This is a genomic window from Paenibacillus terrae (assembly GCF_005217525.1).
Taxonomy (GTDB): Bacteria; Bacillota; Bacilli; order Paenibacillales; family Paenibacillaceae; genus Paenibacillus; species Paenibacillus terrae_C.
On record NZ_PNXQ01000011.1, the window covers coordinates 73,841 to 92,650 of the forward strand.

Consider the following 18,810-nt stretch of genomic DNA (forward strand, 5'->3'; position numbering starts at 1 on the left):
CGACCATCAGATTGCGGTGACGGGCAGCCAATCGCTGCACCATTTCATATTGCAGGGCATTCGTATCCTGAAACTCATCGACCATGATGTGGGAAAAACGCCGTTGAAGCGGCTGAAGCACATCCGGGTCACGCAGTAGAACGGAAGCACGCAGCAGAATATCGTCAAAATCCATTTTATTGCGCTCCTGCTTCCAGGCTTCATAAGCGAGCATGGCACGCTTGGCATCCGATTCCTCGCGTACGGTTTCCGGCAGCTCGTCCGCGCTGCGGCCTTCCGCCTTCCAGGCGGAGAGGGCGGACAGCAGGCTTTCAGGCTGGAAGGCCTCGCTAAGCCCGAGCTGGCGCAGCATCATTTTCATAACGGTGTGCTGGGCCTGCGTTTCGCCGAATACTTCATCCTGCACACCGCGATGCCGCAGCATCGCCAAAGCGAACGAGTGGAAGGTACGCGCTTGGACGGCACGTGCGGCTGCCGGGCGCACACCGGGCAGTCCTGCGATGCGCAGCTTCATTTCGGCAGCCGCCTTGCTGGTGAAGGTCACCAGCAGGATGGACGATGCAGGAACATCTCGCAGTGCCATCAGGTAGCCCGCACGGGCGGCCAACACGGTGGTTTTGCCGCAACCTGCCCCGGCTAGTGTCAGCAGGGGGCCTTTACCATGACGGACAGCCTGAATTTGCGGGCGATTCAAGTGAATACCCACGTTCTCCAAAGCTCTGAAATAAGCCGAGTCGCCGTCACTGTCAGATACCAGCGTTGAGCTGGTATCCATAGAAGCACGGGGGGCCTGCGGGCTTGACGCTGAATAAGGAACCCCGATAGGACGGGGGTAAAAAGCAGGATTTGGGTCCATGATCCTGAAACCCCTTTCTATTATAAAATCTTCCATTTTCACAAATGGGGGTAGTTTTTGGTATGATAGAGTTCTAGTCAGCATAAGCTGCTCTTGAGAACAAGACGATGGACTGAAATATATGCTGAAACGCATGCGGGTCTGGACAGATCGTTAGAACGTCAGAACGTTGCCGCTGATGTTTGCATCCTTCAAAAAGGCGATATGACCGCATTCCATTATACAGGAGTTCGAGGTTTGCCAACAGAAAAAAACTTGGATATATGCACGGTACGGGGAAATCCGGCTGGATATAGGGAGGAAATCACGATGAATCTGATTCAACGTATTAAAGAAGGCGCGAATCGCGCTACAGAAAAGGCACAGCATGCTGTCGAGATTAGTAAAATAAATTCACAAATTACAACGATTCAGCAGGAAATGGATGTTCATTTTTTGCGAATGGGTCAAATTTTTTATGAAGGCTACCGGGCATCCGATATGTCGGTGGCAGAAAAGGAAATGACACAGCTATCTACCGCTTGTGATGAGCTACAGGATGAAATTGACGAGCTGCGCGGTAGAATTGCAGAGCTGAAAAATGCTCATTTATGCACCTGTGGAGCTGTTGTGCCGCTGGATGCGAATTTTTGCCCGAAATGTGGGCGCAAGCTGAATGAGGGACAGGCTGCTTCCAAGCAAGTGGCTGCTGTGCGCGAAGAAGTGCCCACGGGTGTATATTCGTTTGATCTGCGCAAGCAAGAAGAACCAGCCAAGAGCTCTGAGCCTGCTTACAACCATTACGAAGAGCATGGGCCGTATGATCAGCATGAACTGGAGCAGCATGAGCTGAATGAAACACATGATCCATCCAGCCTGGACCGTAACTATACAGTTACCGATTTTACACCGGAAGAAAAAGCGGCCTTCGATGAAGAGTGGGAGCGTCGTCGCCAGGAAGAGCTGGAGCAAGAGCACCGCCGATTGGAGGAACTGGAACGTGAACGGGAGCGTCAGGAGGAACTGGACGAGCGTATTCGATACTGGAAGGCTAACAACTCCGAGGCAGAAAAGCCAGCAATTCCGGCTGCACAGGTACGTGAGAATGTGAAATGCCAAATTTGCACAGCCGAGCTGCCCAAAGGCTCCAAGTGGTGCCCGCGTTGCGGAGCTGAACAGATTTGACGCAGCCGAGCAGGCTGCCGCAGGACATGGACAGAACGCCGGGCAGCATAGGGGGAACGGAATATATGGAGCGTTTGCTGCAACATCTGCGGAATCTGGGATTTACGGAAATGGAAGCCAAGGTTATGGTCGAGCTATCAAGGCAAAATGCGGCCTCCGGCTATGAAGTCGCCAAGCGTCTGGGTGCATCACGCTCCAACGTATACGCGGCTTTGCAGCGTCTGGCCGGGCAGGGGTATCTCAGGGCGAGTGCTGGAGAGCCTGTGCGCTACAGCATGCTGCCGTCGGATGAGCTGACCCGGATGATTGAAGGGCAGTTGCAGGAGTCCCTGCGTGCGATTGAGAAGGAAATGCCAAGAGCAGAGCCAGCCCAGCCGACCTTTTATAACGCGGAGGGCGACCGGAATGTACTGGAAAGCCTGTCACGTGAGCTGGAACGGGCGGAGCATGAGATTGTGCTTGATTTGTGGCGGGAGGAAGCTGAGCTGTTACGGGCAGAATTGGAAAAAGCCGAAAAACGGGGTGTACGGCTGCTATGGTCCTGCGATAATGGCGAAAGCGTGCTGGGACCGTGGCTGCCGCGAGCGTCTGGCAACAACGGACAGGAGCCAGCGGGGCGCAAATTTTCTTTTGTCGTTGATCGGCGCTGGTGCATGCTGGGCATGCGGGGAGAGAATTGCCCGACACAGGCGCTCATTACCGAGCATCCGGTGATGACAGGACTGCTGCTGAATCATTTTGCCCAGGATCTGATTTTGTACGAGCTGGAGCATGACATGGGCAGTGAACTGTCGACCCGGTATGGCTGGCGGTATGAGGGCATAATCGGTAAATATATGTCCGCTGGAGAATAAAATAAGTTTTATCGGGCGGGAAGTTCCATCAGAGCCCGGCATATAGATGTAATGTATCCGGCCTTATGAGGTACGAATTGATCCGATGTGATCAGGCGGCGATGCTGTTCGGGGCTCGGCCCCGAGGATATGCCGTTGGCTTCGAGAAAAGGAATGCGGCCTTCGAAGAGGGCCAGTGCCTGTTCGAGGTCTGCCTCGTATAGCCCGGCCACTTCTTCTTGCTGGAGACGATAGTCCTCCAATGGCTGGTTCGACAGCAATCCAAACACCGAGCTGACCTCACGGTCCCAAAAAGATGTGCCCTGCGCGGTTCCTTTGCTCTCATATCGGACGGTCATCAGCGGTGTCAATGAGGTAAAGGGAACGTGAATGCCCAGTTCCTCCTCTAACTCACGTGCTGCCTGAGATATCTCCTCACCTGCCGTTAAATGGCCTGCTGCCGTAATATCGTAGTAGCCGGGAAAAGTGTCCTTCGTATCCTGGCGCTGTTGAAAAAGCAAGCGGCGGCCTGTTGAAGTATCTCGTGCCAGCCAGCAGTGAAAGGTATGGTGCCAGTATCCCTTGGCGTGTGCATCTTGGCGGGAAGCTGTGCCAAGGGGCTTATCTTCATCATCATAGATGTCCAGAAGCTCGCTAGTCATCGTGGTTCCTCCTCATTATAAGCAGATGTAAAAGGTCTATTTTACAGTATAACGTGTTTTCCGTCCTGACGATATGAAGGCGGCTATGGAATGTGGAGTGGGGTTTGGGGTATGCTGGGAACGTGGAGATTTACGCCATAAAAATAGGTATACGATCGAAAGGAGCGATTTTACATGGAATGTATCGTACATTTTCGGGTCATGCATCCGGAAGAACCCAAGGAGCTGCGCGGACTGATTATGCTGGAAAGCGGTGGCAAGCCGGGTATCGAGCAAATCACAGATATGTTTAAAAATATGGGTTATGATGTCCGTCCGGACAATCCGGAGGAACTGATTTTCAAGCCAGTCGATGCCAGAGCGAATTATACATATATCCGGGTTATTGAGCTGGATACGGGTGAGGAAGTTTATCAGGAAGACCGGGATTTACGTGCGATCCTGGAAACCTTGCTGAATAAGCATTAAGAGTTTAGGAGGGCTACGGATAGGATGAGATCAAGCTGTCCTGTTGTCATTTCATAGAAACGGAGAAAAGAAATATGAGATTGTATATCATTCGGCACGCAGATCCTGATTATCCGAACAATACCATAACTCCGGAAGGGCATTTAGAGGCTCAGGCCCTGGCCAAACGGCTTTCCAGTCAGGGGCTGGACCGTATTTATGCTTCTCCTATGGGGCGTGCGTTGGATACGATGCGATACACCGCTGATTCTCTCGGTATGACTCATGAAGTGGAGCACTGGACGCAGGAGCTGGGATTGAAGCTGGAGGAAACTCCTTACGGGCGTCTCTCTCATTGGGATTTACCGGGTGAAGTGATCCGCTCTGAGGTGCCTCTGCCGACGCATGACTCATGGAAGGAGATTTCCTATTATCAGGGAACGCAAAGTCCTGAAACCTTCGAGCAGCTAAAGCTGCATTCCGATGAATTCTTGAAGCGCCAAGGCTTTGAGCGGGTTGGGGGCAAATATCGGATTTTGAAGCATACCGAAGACCGGGTGGCCGTATTTTGCCATGGCGGCTTCGGACTGACCTGGCTTGCCCATCTACTGGAGCTGCCACTGGCCCTGGTCTGGTCCGGTTTCTGGATGCCGCCTAGCTCCGTAACCACGATCTTGTTTGATGAGCGTTCCAAGGAGTGGGCGACTCCCCGTTGCATCGGCTTCGGTGACGTCTCCCATCTATACGCAGAGGGCTTGCCCGTCAGGCCCCGTGGCATTATCACCAATTTTAGCTGATCAAGCCTTCAATACTATAATCAAAGCGGCTTAGACGTTTCATCGTCTAAGCCGCTTTTTGTAGTTAATTCAATGGTTCTTGATCGACGCTTCCCGGCTGAAATCGGTTAGTGTGCTTCTACGTAACCTTCCAGCTTGGAGGTACAATGTGCGCAGCGGGTTGCAGCCTTGGGAATTTCCGACAGACAGTGTGGACACTCCTTGGTCGTTTTTTCTTGAGGAGGTTTTTCTTCCTCTTTACGCTTCAGCATGTTGATCCCTTTGACCAGCAGGAACACGCAGAAGGCCACGATCATAAAGTCAAGCAGGACGTTAATAAACTGTCCGTAAGCAAGAACGGCGATCCCTGCATCTTTGGCTTGTGCCAGAGTCATGCGTGTACCGTCAGCATTCAAAGGCTCGGCAGTTCTTAAAGCAACATATAGGTCTGGAAAATTCATGCCGCCCAGAAGCTTACCAATCGGAGGCATAATAATATCATTTACTACAGAAGTGACAATCTTGCCGAACGCTCCACCGATGATAACACCGACCGCGAGATCAATCACGTTACCCCGTACAGCAAATTCCTTAAACTCCTTAATAAAACCTTTTCCGTTCATATGAGTGCTCACCTTCTTTACATAAAATCATTTATCTATAATACATGCTATGTCAATTGAGGGCAATTCCAAATTGTTTATATTGCACCTTGTCACAAATCCACAGCTTCATTTGTCTTCTAAGTGTAAACCAATGATGGAGGCGATGTTTCGTGAGTTTAAGACTGAATTACAGAGCAGTGAGCCCAAGTACGTTTAAGACTATGATGGAGATGGAAAAATATATTTCCGGACGTTTTACAGACAAGGTGCTGTATGAGCTGCTGAAAATCAGAGTATCCCAGATCAACGGGTGTTCCTATTGCTTGGACATGCATGCCAAGGATCTACTGAAACTGGGGGACTATGGGGATCACATTTTGCAGTTGGCCCTGTGGCGTGAGATTCCTTTGTTCACACAAAAAGAACGTGCTATGCTTGAATTAGCTGAAGCAGTTACCCGTATTTCTGAACAAGGGGTGCCTGCGGATTTGTATAATCGGGTCAGGGAACATTTTAGTGAGGAAGAATATGTGGACTTAATCATGGCGGTTAATGTCATTAACAGTTGGAACCGGATTGCTATTGCGACGGGGATGTATCCGGGTAGTCTCTAATCGAACAGGGGGCCATACTTTGACTGGCAAAGAACACGGGATTGAACCAGAATCGGCGGATTTAAGTCTGGAGGAGCTATATCAAAGGTATCGTAAATATTCTTTTGCCATTGCTTATCGAATGCTTGGGACAGTGACGGATGCCGAGGATGTAGTTCAAGACTGCTTTGTCGAATTGAGGAATAAGCCCCTGAAGGACTTACAGAATCCCAAAGCCTATGTTGCCAAAATGACGATGAATCGGTGTCTGAATCTGCTGAACTCTGCGCGCAAGCAAAGAGAGACATATGTTGGACAGTGGCTGCCGGAGCCGCTTGGTGAGAGCGCCGATCTGCCAGCGGATTGGTTGGAGCGTAAAGATATGATATCTTACGCTTTTCTGGTTCTGTTGGAGCAGCTCAAGCCGATGGAACGGGCTGTTTTTGTGCTCAGGGAAGCTTTTCAATATGACTATAAAGAGATCGCGGAATTACTGGGAAAGACCGAAAGTAACTGTCGTCAGCTGTTCAGTCGCTCCCGCCGTATTCTTGCTTCCGAGGAATCTGCCCATGCTGATTCGATTAGCGGCAGTACGATGAATCCTTCCAGAATAAAGGTGCTGGAACGTTTTACGGCCGCCTTTCTCGCCTACGATGTTAGCGCTATGCTGGAGCTGCTGGCTGAGCAGCCCGTATTTGTGGCAGATGGCGGAGGCAATGTGCATACGGTGATGAGACCCATGGTCGTTCGCAAAGGCGTTCTCGCCTTGCTAACCTCTCGTCGGGTATTAACCGTATTACGGGAGAGAGAACTGGTTCGCACCGTTATCAATGGTGAGGTACAGCTCGTATTCTTGAAAGAAGGCACAGTGAGGGAGGTCTTGTGCATCAGTCTGACACCGGACGGGGAGCATATTCAGGATTTTTACTTGATGATCAATCCGGACAAGCTGGGGCATATTCGGGTATGAGCTGAAAAAGGCGACAAGCTACAAGAAACCTTGATTCCTTCTCAGGATCAAGGTTTTTGCTGTTTTTAAATCCTGGTTAAATATACACATGCTCTCACAACTGCCGAGCTTGATGGAGGGCTAGATCACCCATCCAAGGAAGCTTGAGCCACTTGCCTTGTCCAGCATGAATGATCAGGACGATCCATAAGACGATGCCTGCCAGTGTCAGCAGGGAAGCGAGTGGAGGGCCGAGTAGCGGAATGAGTCCTGCGAGCACATGCCCGATCATGAGGGCTACGAACAGAAAAATGGATTGCAGCGCGTGAAACAGGACGAACCGACTTTTCTTTTCCAGCAACACGAAGGCCAGTGCACCAACGAAGGCAAACAGGTAGCACAGTACAGCCGCTATATTTTCATCCATTCCCGTGGAAGACTTATAGACTGACATGTAAGGCCAATCCCCCTTTATAAGTTATTCATGCGTAAGCTCTGTACTATACAGGGTATGAGGACAGGAATTAAGGTTATGCCAACCTGCGGCAGAAAAAGTTCAAGCCGAGCATGTGTATAAAAACACGAAAAAAACTGAACGAGTAGGTTTCGCTCAGCCTTTTTCAACGTTATCCACATTTTTTGCACATGTTGTACGCAATTTATCCACTGATTCATAATATTTATCCACAAAATAAACAGTTGTTATACACAATTTGTGCACAAATTGTAGACAACATAGGTTGTATCCACGCTTTATGCACAAATTGTGCACAATATATCAACAAGATATACTTATCTGTGGATATTTTATTTAGATACTTTCTTTCCCGTATTAACGATCTCCGCGTTGTAAACGGCGGCGGGGATGTGTAATTTTACCCTTTTTATTCTCGTCATCCTCTTTGGGGACAAGTCGTTCATCGGTACGTCCGTCATGATGGTTGTCAAAGGCGTATTCGGTCATTTTCCACTCGGAATCACCTAAAACAACATCGGCGGGAAAATGCTGTCCCCGATGTAAATGCTGCTCATGTCCGTCCTCATCGACATAAATACCGTCTACTTCTACCTTCTCACCCGTTAGCGGGAGCAAATCCTTTCCTTTGCGTTCCATTGGTATCCCCTCCGTCTGACTTTTTCAATGTTAATTTGTCCGTATGGAAGGGGTTTTATCCACAAGCTGGTGCAAAATATCCTCGGCAATCCGGTCTGCAGGATGAGGTTTGCGCAGCTGCTCAATGGACTGTTTCATTCCTATAGCGAGAGAGGGATTGGAGATCAGGTCGACGCAATGTTGAATCAGCTCTTGCGTATTACGGGCAATGCGAGCGGCTCCCTTTTGCTCCAGATACAGGGCGTTATTCAGCTCCTGACCGGGTACAGGCTTGAACACAAGGATGGGCAACTCGGAGGCGATGCTTTCCGAGAGAGTGATGCCGCCGGGCTTGGTAATGACCATATCGCTTGCGTGCATAAGTGCGGGTACATAGTCGATGAATCCGAAGATGTGGATATCGGGGTGGTCTGCATACAGCCCATCCAACTCGGCTTTTAGCTGCGGATTACGTCCGCAGACGATCAGTAGCCGCAGCTGCGGGAGGCGGCTCAATTGCCGACAGATGTCCAATATACCGGACATCACACCATAGGCACCTGCCATAATGAGCAGCGTTGTAGTTCCCGGATCTGGCAGTGGAATTGGATAATCATCAACCACATCAGCATCTTCTGGATCAGTATCATCAGCAAGCCTTTTATAAAACGAAGCATGAATGGGGATACCTGTGGCGACAATCCGCTCAAGAGAAATTCCCCGCTGTGCGGCTTCCTGCTGTATATCCTCGGTTGCCACATAGTAGCGGTCGATATCGGGATGCAGCCAACGTCCGTGCAGGTCAAAATCCGTAACCACGTTTACAAGGGGCAGCTTCATCCCCAATTTGCGGCGTAACGCCGGGAGAGCGAGCTGCGGGAACGTATGTATGACAAGGTCAGGCTTCTCCTTTTCCAGAGTGAACGCAAGCTGGCGCATTCCAAAGGAATGCAGCACACTGCCAAAGGCTGATTTTGCCTGCATTTCACGGGTTATGTTATAGACCCAACCGTAAAGCCAGGGAATGGTCTTGAAGCTTTGCATATAGACAAATTTGGTTAAACCGTTCAACCAGGGGTGGGATTCAGCCATCAGGTCAAGTAACCGAACCTCGCAGCGTCCGAGCCTCCGCAAGCTGTCCATAATAGCTCGGGCGGCTTGCACATGGCCTTCTCCGTAGCTGGCATACAATATTAAAATTTTTGGTGCTGCGGCTTTCATCATGTCTAGCCCCCTATAATTCAATAAGCACATGTAGCTCACTTCAGGAACGTTCGTTTCCATTCTCCTTGTATGTTTATTTATTTTACCCCAAACACATACGCCGCAAAAGCCGATAAATAGGTATACCCTCCTGTAATAGCCAAGATGGCAACTCCAATATGACGTGTAGCGTAAAATTTGGGTAAATTATATGTAAAATTTCTGGAAAGCTGAAAGCTGTACTTGAATATGCTATACTAGGGTAGTGATTCAGCCAATAGAAATTCGGTTAATAATAGTGTCAGGTACATGCCTTGCATAAGGCGTTCCCGACCTAAGCTGCAATTAGACATACTACTTCACTGCATAAGGACATCAATACTTTTCGGCATTCTCTTCAACGGAGCACTTATTTTCAACGTTTTGGGAGGGAGTAACATGGCAACGAAAGGTCACAATGAAGTTAAGGAAAGTCTGCGGGAAATGACTCGAATTTTCCGGCCTAAGGATCCCAAAAAATTTGTAAAGGAATATGTGCGAAAATACCGGATTACAGGAGGGTATGAGGAAGAGTTGACCATGGTGGTGGAAAACGAACTCGGTCGCATAAATTCTTCAGTATCTTAAAGGGTTCGATGACCCGCAAAACATAGGATTACGACTTTTATAAACCGTCTATCCACAGAGGAGACGGTTTTTTTGTGTCCGCCCTGCATACAATGGGATAGGTTTAGTGAAATGTATGCGTAAAGGAGGCGGATTCCAATGGAGATAGCCATACGGACACCGGAGGAAATCGGCTATATGAGGGAGGCCGGACGTATTTTGGCAGATTGCCATCGTGCGTTGGAGAGTCGTATCCTTCCGGGAATGACCACGCTGGAAATAGATGCGTGGGTAGAGCAATTTTTGTGCAAGCGGGGAGCCACGCCTGAGCAAAAAGGCTATAAGGGCTTTCCTTATGCCACCTGCGCTTCGGTCAACGAGGTGGTATGCCACGGCTTTCCCTCGGAGCGGGTGCTTCATGACGGGGATATTGTGACCATCGACATCGTCGTCAATAAGGATGGCTGGCTGGCCGACCGGGGCTGGACCTATGCAGTAGGTAACGTCAGTCGCCCGGTAGCGAGGTTGTTACGGCAAACGCATAAGGCACTGGTACGCGGAATCGAGGCAGCCCGTCCGGGCAGGAAGCTGGGTGACATTGGGCACGCAGTGGAAAAAGCGGCAGGTTGGCGGCGGTACGGCATCGTTAAGCCCTTGATCGGGCACGGTATTGGTCGTGAGATGCACGAGCCGCCGGATGTTTTGCACTATGGCCGTGCTGGAACGGGGCTGCCGCTGCGCGAAGGGATGGTAATCACCATCGAGCCGGTATTTACCCTCGGAACGGAGGGGGCTGTATTGTGGGGGGATGATGGCTGGACCATCACCTCGGCGGACGGCAGTTGGGGCGCACAATATGAGCACACGATTGCGATCACGAAGAACGGCCCGTACATTTTGACCGCATAAGGATCGGTACAGCCATAGGGAGTCCCATTTCACCTGGCATGTGCAAGGGGCTCTCTTGGCAGGCTTTTTTATTCAGGAGGACACGCTCATCGTGTTCAGAGAAATTTTTCGGTAAAGCCACAAATAGATACCTAACTCGACGGGTGAGGAAACGGCCATAACGATTCCTGCCACCTGTCCGTCCAGCCCCGGGAAAAAGGAGATGCATAGAATGAGCGCGAGAATCGCAAAGGAAACGGAGAACAATCTGCCGATGAAAACAGGTTTGGTATTGCCGATCAATATCGACCGTCCAATGAAATATTCTACCCATGGATAAAATGCAACATAGATTGAAAGTATGCGAAGCAAGCCTCTCGTTTCTACCAGCAGTTCCCCTTCCAGTCCCAACACATTCCGCAAAATAGGGTCACCTGCAAATTCAAAGGACAACAGCAGCAATAATAATGGCGACAGGGCGGACAGAACGCTCAAAAATATCAGAACCTCCCGACGCTTGCTCGTGTAGAATTGAATGACAATCTGATGCAGGGAGCTACAAAACCAGACGAACAGATTCAGGATTTGCAAAGCGACGGAGAAGGACGCTACGGCCAATAATGGATCGGTTGTATTGTTCAGCGCAGCCTGTATGGACGGATTCAGAACAACCAGCACCAGCGCCGAATACAGCAAGGGAAGATAAAATGGAAGCAGATGCCTTGCATGGTGAATGGTTTGCTGGCCGTTGTCAGGTGGGAGCTTTCTTTTCAAAACGCGGCCTTCCAAAAAGGTAACGACCAGTTCAATGAAGATACCTGCAATAAAGATGGCAGCACCAATCCGCCCGTCATTTGTCCAGCCGGCCTGAATTAGAAACCAGGATGCGATTAGCATCGTGACAATACGGATAGATGAGCTGAACGTCATCCAGGCCGTCCGGTGCTTGTTAATGATAAGCCCCTGATAGATGTTGCGGACGGCTACTAGTATGTATAGCAGAGTAAGCACCTGAAACACACTTTTGGTGGGTTCGATCAAGGCTGGAGATACGCCAAATACATAGTGAAAGACCAGATTACCAGCAGGTGAAAGACCAATACTCCAGCCGATAACCAGTACAGCCGCCGCTACACACGCACATAAAATACCGATGGAACGAACGGATTGACGGTCATATCCGAATTTCGTGGTCATCTGTCGTACTGCGGTTAACGGGGTTTCCAGCAGCAGGCACAGGCTGACTGCCACCGCATAGCTGCTCAATGTGAACGAGGGATGCTCCGAGCGTGCGAGCACGGCATTGACGATGACATGGGTCAGCGCGGCAATCAATGATGAGATGCCAAGCGGAACGTAGAATGAAATGATTTTATTCAAGTCCAATCCTCCAGTAATGAATGATGAGTAAAGGGATTGCCGTTGCATCGAACTTCCGTAAACAATGGTAATTCTTATTATAGATCAAGAATGGGCTCGTCGGTATAATAGAGAGCATAATATTGGAAATGGAAGTGGGGCCAACATGAAGATCAGAGAAGCGACAATATCAGATGCGGAAGGGATCGCCAAGGTACATGTGGATTGCTGGAGAACCACCTACAAAAATATCATACCCGCTGAGGTTCTAGAACGGCTTTCCTACGAGCAAAGAACAGAGCTGTGGAAATCAAATATATCCAGTGAAGACGACCATCAGGTATATGTGCTTGAACATGAGAAGGGGGAAATCATCGGATTTGTGAGTGGAGGACCGGAAAAGTCAGGTGAATATCCCCCATATGAGGGAGAGATAACGGCTATTTATGTGTTAAAAGAATACCATAGTCTAGGAATGGGGAAGCAATTATTCATGCGCCTTATTCAACATTTAAGCAGTATGAACATTCACTCTGCCATCGTGTGGGTGTTAGCAGATAATCCGGCTCGCTATTTTTATGAGCAACTGGGGGCCAAGCTTATAGTTGAGCAGCACCTTATAAAAATGGGTGACAAAAACCTGAACATGGTGGCTTACGGGTGGGAAAATAAATAGCGGACTGTACAAATGTAAAGGAGTCTTTCTCTACATGTAATGTGGAGGAAGACTCCTTTGATGTTAGCTGGAGGCGACAGGAGTACGGCGAGCAATCTTTTTGTAGCAGATGATGATTACTCGGATAAAATCCGTTTCTGTCCTTCCAGAGCGCGAATAGGCGCGATATTTTGTGTGAATTCCAGCGTTCCCAGATAGCGGCCCTCTGCATCACGGATTGCGAAGTACCGAATGTAGACGAATTTATCTTTAATCGGTATCCAAAAATCCTCAGCATCCTTGCGTCCGGCTTTAAAATCCTCCAGCAGCTTCTCTACGACATGCACGCTTTGCGGCGGGTGGCAATTCTGCACGGTACGTCCAATGACGGCCTTCGTACGGGCGAATATTCGCTCTTTGCCATGGGAGAAGTAACGAACGACATCATTTTCATCTATAAAGGTCAGATCGACGGGTAGATGATTCAACAGCAGCTCCAATTGTTGCACAGACACAATCCCCGTCTCGAATCGCACAAAGCCTTGGGGAGTTCCTGATGTTCCTTCCTTTTGCTCATCCATTTCGACAGGCTCCTCTGCTCGCTCAGGTATCCATTCCCGCTCAGGAGCGGTCAGGCAGAACCCGATTTCTGCACTTTCACGAGCTATTTTCAGCCACTCATCCTCTGTTAGCTTACCCAGCGCCATCGGAAGCAGAATATTCTCTTCCTTGAATATCATTTCGTTCACTTCGGTCATGATATGGGTGAGCGTCTGCCCAATGAGTTCTTGGTTCCCATTATATTGGGTGAGCAGTTTCTTGGCTTCCTTGATGGCGTTACGAATACTATCGTCTACACCCCACATTACCTTGGTTGGGCCGAAAATTCCATAGCGCTCTAAATAAGGAAAGACCAAATTTTCTTTACGGCTATAGTGCTTATCCAGATCCAGCAGCAGACTTAAATCCTCCAGCAGCTTGTAAATGATTTTGGGGCTATCATCCTTTTGGAATTGATCTGCGTGCAGTGCGAGCTGGAAGTTGACCAGCCGTTCAATCTCCCGATTTTCCAGCTTGAAGGTATGAACGGGATGTCCCGGCTGTTCCTCCGGTCCGGAAGGACGGTGAATATCCTCAATCGAGCCCTTGAATATCGACGTGTGGACGGAACAGAGACGCTGCACCTCCGACACGGGGATTCCTTCCTCGGTCATCAGGGCGTGCTCCATGGCCGAAATTTCTGCCACACTTACCCCGCCAACTGCCACTGCGAAGCGCGCTTTGACTTCATCCACGCTTTTCCCGTCATGTAGTTCCTTCATAATTTCCTTTAATATTTGCTGGCGTTCTGTGAGTTCCTTTGCTGTGTGTTCGCGGTTATTGATCAGCTCGCTCATGATGGTTCGCTCCTTTATGTTTGAATGCGTTTATCGCTTTGAATGAGAATGTTTATCAGTTACAGGGTAGCATAGGTATTCGCGGGATTTTGTGATTGTACGCACAATTTGGCAGAGTGGACGGATAGGGATTGACAGGTGGGAGTCTTAGTTTATATACTGTGCATAAAGATATATACAGTAATAACACTGTATGCTGTGACGGCACCTCAGAAATCATGTGAGGCTGAGACGTCGTTACGGACAGTGCAGAAGGGACCTGGATAAGAATATGACAATCATGAAGCAGGCATGGATGATCACCCGTCAGGATTTTCGCAATAATCCTTATGTAATGCTGTGGACGTTACTGTTTATTATGTACCTGGGTGTTACCATGAGCTTTGTTGTAAGTATGCAGTTGGGTGATAGTGCAGCCTTGAATCCGGCAGCCGATTTTGTCATGCTGGTGCTGATTCCGTTTCTCGGATTCATTTATAACCGTCGTGCCTTCAAATATTTGCAGGAGGATTCTTATACGCACATGCTGGCTTTTCTCCGCATATTGCCCATACCGGTGAGTGCGGTGATTATAAGTCGAATTCAACAGGCGGTTTTGGCGTTTATCGTGAATAGCGTGTTATTTTTTATCCTTTTGTTTACGTTATCAGGTACGCTTCGGGTATATGCTGGCACAGGCTTTTTTGTATCGTTTGCGCTCACCTGGGTCGGTTATGGGATGCTGATTCAGGCCATTTATATTCATTTGGAGTTTCTTAAAAAAGGGAAAGCCTATTTCTGGCTATCGCTTGTGATCATGCTGGTTTGCGGAATCATTGCGATGGCAGTTCGAATATACGGGGTGAATCTGGTATCGACGACGGCATATTTCAGCAAGGAGTGGCAGCTATTATCTCCGGTGATGTGGGGAGCGCTGGCGGCAGGGGCTATCGGGATGTTCGTGTCCTACCGGATGACATTGCGCAGGCTCATGAAGCGGGATCTGGCTTAGGGGCGTGTATACAAAGATAAATAAGGGGGGAGAAGCAGGTGAACATACCGGTGCAAATTGATGAGAATAGCGCGGAACCGCTATATGCACAGATTGAAAAGCAGCTTCGTTCACTCATCGTGACCGGGCAGATTGCAGCGGGAACGCTGCTTCCCTCCATACGGGAGTTTGCGGGGACACTCCGTTGCAGCGTGATTACCGTCCGGCGGGTCTATCAGGATTTGGAAAACGAAGGCTTGCTTCGTACCCGGCAGGGAACGGGAACCTTCGTAGCTCTGGTCGAGGAAGATCTACGCTCAGGCTACCGCCTTAAGGCGGTGACCGAGGCATTGGAGGCAGCGATTGCTACAGGTATGGCGGTACAGATGACAGAACAGGAATTGTTGCAACTTTTCGCAGACATGGTGAAGAGAAAGTATAAAGTCCAAGCGAAGGAGTGATGCCCGTGGAAACACCAATCATAGAGATGAGCCAAGTCTATAAAAAGCGGGGAAACCGGGAAATCGGGCCGATTAATTTGACGATTGAACCGGGCTATGTGGTCGCTTTGGCAGGACATAACGGGTCAGGGAAAAGCACTTTGCTGCATCTGCTAACCCAGCTTGTCCACCCGGATTCCGGTGTAATTCGCTGGTTCGGTCAGGCGTACCCGGATGGTATGCCCGTAGATACGCGGCAGTGGGTTGGATATGTGCCGGAGCAGCCGACCCGTGAGGAAGACCGACTTACAGCAGAAGCAGCAGCGGCTTTTCGGGCGTTGTGGTATCCGGGCTGGGACGAAACCCGATTCCAGCGGTTGCTGGAACGCTTTCAGGTTCCACAGCATACGAGATTATCACGTATGTCCAAGGGTGAGCGCCGCAAGTTTGAGCTGGCTGCTGCCTTGGCGCCTCATCCCCGTTTGTTGCTGCTCGACGAGCCTTCGTCGGGATTGGACCCTTTTGCATGGAAGATTATGCTGGAGGAACTGCGGGATTGTATGGAAAGCGGCAAAACGACGGTTATTATTGCGACTCATATCATGGACGAGATCAAGCGTTTGGCCGATTATATTGTCCTGATGCATGAAGGACGGCTGCTCGGCAAGCTGGAAAAGGACCACCTGCTCGAAAATAGCAAGGAAATGTGGTTTGAGGGTACATCTGAGGAAGCATCGGAGCTGCCGGGGGTTATAGAGATAGAGAGTGAAGGCGGATTGCAGCGGATTGTAACGTTGGAGGCCGGAGAAGCCAGCGCGATATTGGAGCAGGCGGGTATTCGTCCGATCCGTGTGCGGAGTCTGGAGCTGGATGATATTTTATGGTATTGGTCTGAGGGGCAATTAGCAGGTGAAGAATAGATTATAGAGCGGAAAAAGGGGGCTGGAGATTCATGAGTATGCTGCAATTGGAGCAGGTTGTGAAGCAATATGGCAACCACACGGCGGTTAACGGCATTTCGCTGGATGTGAACGGCGGGGAGATTTACGGACTGTTGGGAGGCAATGGAGCAGGCAAAACGACAACGATGCGCATGGTGCTCGGTCTGATTTACCCTGACGGGGGAAGCATTCAATATGAGGGCAAGCCATACAGCAAGGAGCTTCAACGAACGATGGGTTATTTGCCTGAGGAACGAGGGTTGTATCCCAAGGTAAAGGTGAGCGAGCAAATTAACTATTTGGGCAGGCTGCGAGGAATGTCAGCCAAGGATGCGGACAAAAGTCTGCGCTACTGGCTGGAACGCTTTGGCGTGCCGGAATATTATGACAAGCGGATAGAGGAGCTATCCAAGGGGAATCAGCAGAAAATGGGCTTTATTGCTGCCGTTGTGCATCGCCCGACGCTGCTCATTTTGGATGAGGCGTTCAGCGGACTTGATCCTGTGAACGTCGAGCTGCTGAAGGATACGGTGAAGGAGCTGCGGGACGACGGGGCTGCAATTTTATTCTCGACCCACCGGATGGAGCATGTGGAGGAACTGTGCCGCCATATTACGATTTTGCATCGTTCGAATACCGTTGTACAGGGAAGCGTGTCGGAGATTAAAGGCCGCTACCCGCGTGAAAAAGTTCGTCTCATCACCACAGGCGAAGTGAAGGGACTGGATCAACTGCCCGGCGTGCGGCGTGTAGAGCGAATGGACCGGGGCTGGCTGCTGCATATTGAACAGCCGGATGCAGCCAAGTTCATTTTACAGACGGCGCTGGAGCAAACGGATGTCGAGCATTTTGAAATTAAAGAGCCTACGCTGAACGAAATTTTCATACGAGAGGTGGGTGATTCTCATGAATAGACTGGGTACGGTTATCGGTTTTACGTTTCGCCAGAAGGCGAGAACCAAATCTTTTCTCATTACGACGCTGGTGCTGGCCTTGCTCATTACCATTGGCATGAATTTGCCGTATCTGCTTTCTTTGTTTAAGGGAGAAGGAATGGGTGGCGCAGGGGGTTCCGGTAAATCGGCTGCTGAGCATCATCGTCTGGGACTGATCGCCGGAAGCCGGACAGAAGTAGCGAATCAACTGGAGCAATTTACAAAGGCTCAGCCCAACCCGGCAGCTACCTGGGTGCGTTATGACAACCCACAAGCTCCAGCAATGCAGCAAGCCTTGAAAGACGGGGAGCTGCAAGGCTATGTGGAGTTCACGGAGCCTGCCGCAAAGGGAGAAGCTTTTCCCAAAGTAGAGTACGTATCTATTGAAAAAGCACCATCCCCGGCTGTAATCACACTGCTGCAAACCGGACTTCAGGAGGCAAAGGTCAAGGCTATGATCGGTGTGAATACCTTGACCAGTGAGCAAGTCCGTGAAATTAGTACGCCTGTTACCGTGCACAGTCGAGAAGTGAACAGTCCCTCTGAAACAGGTCAGGCTGCTGGAACAGAGGACAAAGAAGCTTCCATGATTAACTATGGCTTGGTCTATGTACTCATGATTTTGTTCTTCACCTCGTCGATGATGACAGGCAATATGATTGCCTCAGAAGTGACTTCGGAAAAAAGCTCACGCATCATGGAAATTCTCATCACGAGCGTATCGCCTTTGACCCAGATGTTTGGGAAAATTATTGGCATCTTCCTGGTGGGTCTGCTGCAAATTGCTGTTTTTGCCGCTGTGGTGTGCGCCAACCTTATGCTGCCGCATAACAGCGTTATCCTCAGTTCGGCTGGGCTGGATCTGTCGCAGTTGAATACCACAGTGCTTGGATATGGCCTGGTTTTCTACATCCTCGGTTACTTCCTGTACGCGGTATTGTTCGCTGCTGTCGGCTCCATTGTCAGCCGTACCGAAGAATTGGGGCAGGCGGTCATGCCGATTACCATGCTGTCACTGGCAGCCTTTTATATCGGTATCTTCAATATCGCCGCACCTGACACGATGTTCGTCAAGGTCGCCGGGTATATTCCGTTTTTTTCGCCGACCGTCATGCTGCTGCGGATTGGTCTGGAGCGGGCGAGCCTGCTGGAGATCTGGCTGTCACTTGCCATACTGGTTGCATCCATTCTGTTCTTCGGCTGGCTAGCCGCCAAAATCTACCGTACTGGCGTCTTAATGTACGGCAAGCGCCCTTCATTCAAGGAGCTAAGAAAGGCCATGAAGGCGTATAAGATATAGGATTGAATTTGATTTTTGTGTGTGGTGTCATAATTAATGAGAAATAAATATTTATGCATCGGTATACATTAGTTGAGTTACGGTGCGGCCTTCATTTTGACACCTTGTTCTAGCGATGGTTTGGGTACTGAAATTGGA

The 18,810-nt window shown here is 49.8% G+C and carries 22 protein-coding genes; 14 read left to right on the plus strand and 8 right to left on the minus strand.

Annotated elements, in window-relative coordinates; all coding sequences use genetic code 11:
* On the minus strand, positions 1 to 856 hold an 856-nt coding region (locus tag C1I60_RS25485; protein WP_434784383.1), incomplete at its 3' end, for a UvrD-helicase domain-containing protein.
* A gap of 309 nt (positions 857 to 1,165) precedes the next feature.
* Between C1I60_RS25485 and C1I60_RS09180 the strand changes: the two genes are divergently transcribed.
* The gene (locus C1I60_RS09180; RefSeq protein WP_137061438.1) at positions 1,166 to 2,020 is read left to right on the plus strand and encodes a zinc ribbon domain-containing protein; all 855 of its coding nucleotides are present in this window, start codon (positions 1,166 to 1,168) and stop codon (positions 2,018 to 2,020) included.
* A 65-nt stretch (positions 2,021 to 2,085) separates the two neighbouring features.
* The gene (locus tag C1I60_RS09185; protein ID WP_137061594.1) at positions 2,086 to 2,874 is read left to right on the plus strand and encodes a TrmB family transcriptional regulator; all 789 of its coding nucleotides are present in this window, start codon (positions 2,086 to 2,088) and stop codon (positions 2,872 to 2,874) included.
* Positions 2,875 to 2,882: 8 nt separating this feature from the next.
* Here C1I60_RS09185 and C1I60_RS09190 read toward each other — a convergent pair whose 3' ends face one another.
* Positions 2,883 to 3,515 carry an NUDIX hydrolase gene (locus C1I60_RS09190; protein WP_137061439.1) on the minus strand — a complete coding sequence of 211 codons (633 nt, stop codon included), beginning with the start codon at positions 3,513 to 3,515 and terminating at the stop codon, positions 2,883 to 2,885.
* Between the two features lie 174 nt (positions 3,516 to 3,689).
* Here C1I60_RS09190 and C1I60_RS09195 point away from each other — a divergent pair, with 174 nt between their 5' ends.
* Both C1I60_RS09195 and C1I60_RS09200 read left to right on the plus strand, forming a co-directional pair.
* Positions 3,690 to 3,983: a hypothetical protein gene (locus C1I60_RS09195; RefSeq protein ID WP_025682722.1), complete on the plus strand. Its 294-nt coding sequence runs from the start codon at positions 3,690 to 3,692 to the stop codon at positions 3,981 to 3,983.
* A gap of 74 nt (positions 3,984 to 4,057) precedes the next feature.
* The gene (locus C1I60_RS09200; protein WP_137061440.1) at positions 4,058 to 4,759 is read left to right on the plus strand and encodes a histidine phosphatase family protein; all 702 of its coding nucleotides are present in this window, start codon (positions 4,058 to 4,060) and stop codon (positions 4,757 to 4,759) included.
* A gap of 107 nt (positions 4,760 to 4,866) precedes the next feature.
* On the opposite strand, the gene mscL is transcribed toward C1I60_RS09200, so the two are convergent.
* Complete coding sequence (gene mscL, locus C1I60_RS09205) at positions 4,867 to 5,361, minus strand: large conductance mechanosensitive channel protein MscL (protein ID WP_137061441.1); 495 nt, start codon at positions 5,359 to 5,361, stop codon at positions 4,867 to 4,869.
* A 152-nt stretch (positions 5,362 to 5,513) separates the two neighbouring features.
* Here mscL and C1I60_RS09210 point away from each other — a divergent pair, with 152 nt between their 5' ends.
* Both C1I60_RS09210 and C1I60_RS09215 read left to right on the plus strand, forming a co-directional pair.
* Complete coding sequence (locus tag C1I60_RS09210; protein WP_137061442.1) at positions 5,514 to 5,957, plus strand: carboxymuconolactone decarboxylase family protein; 444 nt, start codon at positions 5,514 to 5,516, stop codon at positions 5,955 to 5,957.
* A 19-nt stretch (positions 5,958 to 5,976) separates the two neighbouring features.
* Positions 5,977 to 6,906, plus strand: a complete 930-nt coding sequence (locus C1I60_RS09215; protein WP_137061443.1) for a sigma-70 family RNA polymerase sigma factor — start codon at positions 5,977 to 5,979, stop codon at positions 6,904 to 6,906.
* Positions 6,907 to 7,000: 94 nt separating this feature from the next.
* On the opposite strand, the gene C1I60_RS09220 is transcribed toward C1I60_RS09215, so the two are convergent.
* The 3 genes from C1I60_RS09220 to C1I60_RS09230 form a co-directional block, all read right to left on the minus strand.
* Complete coding sequence (locus C1I60_RS09220) at positions 7,001 to 7,339, minus strand: DUF4870 domain-containing protein (RefSeq protein WP_137061444.1); 339 nt, start codon at positions 7,337 to 7,339, stop codon at positions 7,001 to 7,003.
* A gap of 378 nt (positions 7,340 to 7,717) precedes the next feature.
* Entirely contained in the window at positions 7,718 to 7,999 is a 282-nt protein-coding gene (locus tag C1I60_RS09225) for a transposase (protein ID WP_137061445.1), read from the minus strand.
* Positions 8,000 to 8,029: 30 nt separating this feature from the next.
* Positions 8,030 to 9,199 carry an MGDG synthase family glycosyltransferase gene (locus C1I60_RS09230; protein WP_137061595.1) on the minus strand — a complete coding sequence of 390 codons (1,170 nt, stop codon included), beginning with the start codon at positions 9,197 to 9,199 and terminating at the stop codon, positions 8,030 to 8,032.
* 420 nt (positions 9,200 to 9,619) lie between these two features.
* On the opposite strand from C1I60_RS09230, the gene C1I60_RS09235 reads away from it, so the two are divergent.
* Both C1I60_RS09235 and map read left to right on the plus strand, forming a co-directional pair.
* Complete coding sequence (locus tag C1I60_RS09235) at positions 9,620 to 9,808, plus strand: hypothetical protein (protein ID WP_007428354.1); 189 nt, start codon at positions 9,620 to 9,622, stop codon at positions 9,806 to 9,808.
* 138 nt (positions 9,809 to 9,946) lie between these two features.
* Positions 9,947 to 10,696: a type I methionyl aminopeptidase gene (gene map, locus C1I60_RS09240; RefSeq protein WP_137061446.1), complete on the plus strand. Its 750-nt coding sequence runs from the start codon at positions 9,947 to 9,949 to the stop codon at positions 10,694 to 10,696.
* Between the two features lie 72 nt (positions 10,697 to 10,768).
* Here the strand turns inward: map and C1I60_RS09245 are convergent, their stop codons facing one another.
* A complete protein-coding gene (locus tag C1I60_RS09245; RefSeq protein ID WP_137061447.1) occupies positions 10,769 to 12,055 on the minus strand; it encodes a hypothetical protein in 1,287 nt (428 codons plus the stop codon).
* Between the two features lie 145 nt (positions 12,056 to 12,200).
* Between C1I60_RS09245 and C1I60_RS09250 the strand changes: the two genes are divergently transcribed.
* On the plus strand, positions 12,201 to 12,710 hold the full coding sequence (locus C1I60_RS09250; RefSeq protein ID WP_137061448.1) for a GNAT family N-acetyltransferase: 510 nt from the start codon (positions 12,201 to 12,203) through the stop codon (positions 12,708 to 12,710).
* A 116-nt stretch (positions 12,711 to 12,826) separates the two neighbouring features.
* On the opposite strand, the gene C1I60_RS09255 is transcribed toward C1I60_RS09250, so the two are convergent.
* Positions 12,827 to 14,086, minus strand: a complete 1,260-nt coding sequence (locus tag C1I60_RS09255; RefSeq protein WP_137061449.1) for a DUF438 domain-containing protein — start codon at positions 14,084 to 14,086, stop codon at positions 12,827 to 12,829.
* 271 nt (positions 14,087 to 14,357) lie between these two features.
* Between C1I60_RS09255 and C1I60_RS09260 the strand changes: the two genes are divergently transcribed.
* From C1I60_RS09260 to C1I60_RS09280, 5 genes are read left to right on the plus strand one after another with little or no spacing between them, the layout of a single operon-like run.
* A complete protein-coding gene (locus tag C1I60_RS09260; protein WP_137061450.1) occupies positions 14,358 to 15,077 on the plus strand; it encodes a hypothetical protein in 720 nt (239 codons plus the stop codon).
* A gap of 38 nt (positions 15,078 to 15,115) precedes the next feature.
* On the plus strand, positions 15,116 to 15,517 hold the full coding sequence (locus tag C1I60_RS09265; protein WP_137061451.1) for a GntR family transcriptional regulator: 402 nt from the start codon (positions 15,116 to 15,118) through the stop codon (positions 15,515 to 15,517).
* On the plus strand, positions 15,517 to 16,416 hold the full coding sequence (locus C1I60_RS09270) for an ATP-binding cassette domain-containing protein (RefSeq protein WP_137061452.1): 900 nt from the start codon (positions 15,517 to 15,519) through the stop codon (positions 16,414 to 16,416). The genes C1I60_RS09265 and C1I60_RS09270 overlap by 1 nt, the downstream gene beginning before the upstream one ends.
* Positions 16,417 to 16,448: 32 nt before the next feature.
* Positions 16,449 to 17,351, plus strand: coding sequence for an ABC transporter ATP-binding protein (locus C1I60_RS09275; RefSeq protein WP_137061453.1), 903 nt, complete (start codon positions 16,449 to 16,451; stop codon positions 17,349 to 17,351).
* Positions 17,344 to 18,672, plus strand: coding sequence for an ABC transporter permease (locus C1I60_RS09280; RefSeq protein WP_137061454.1), 1,329 nt, complete (start codon positions 17,344 to 17,346; stop codon positions 18,670 to 18,672). The genes C1I60_RS09275 and C1I60_RS09280 overlap by 8 nt, the downstream gene beginning before the upstream one ends.
* Positions 18,673 to 18,810: the final 138 nt, after the last annotated feature.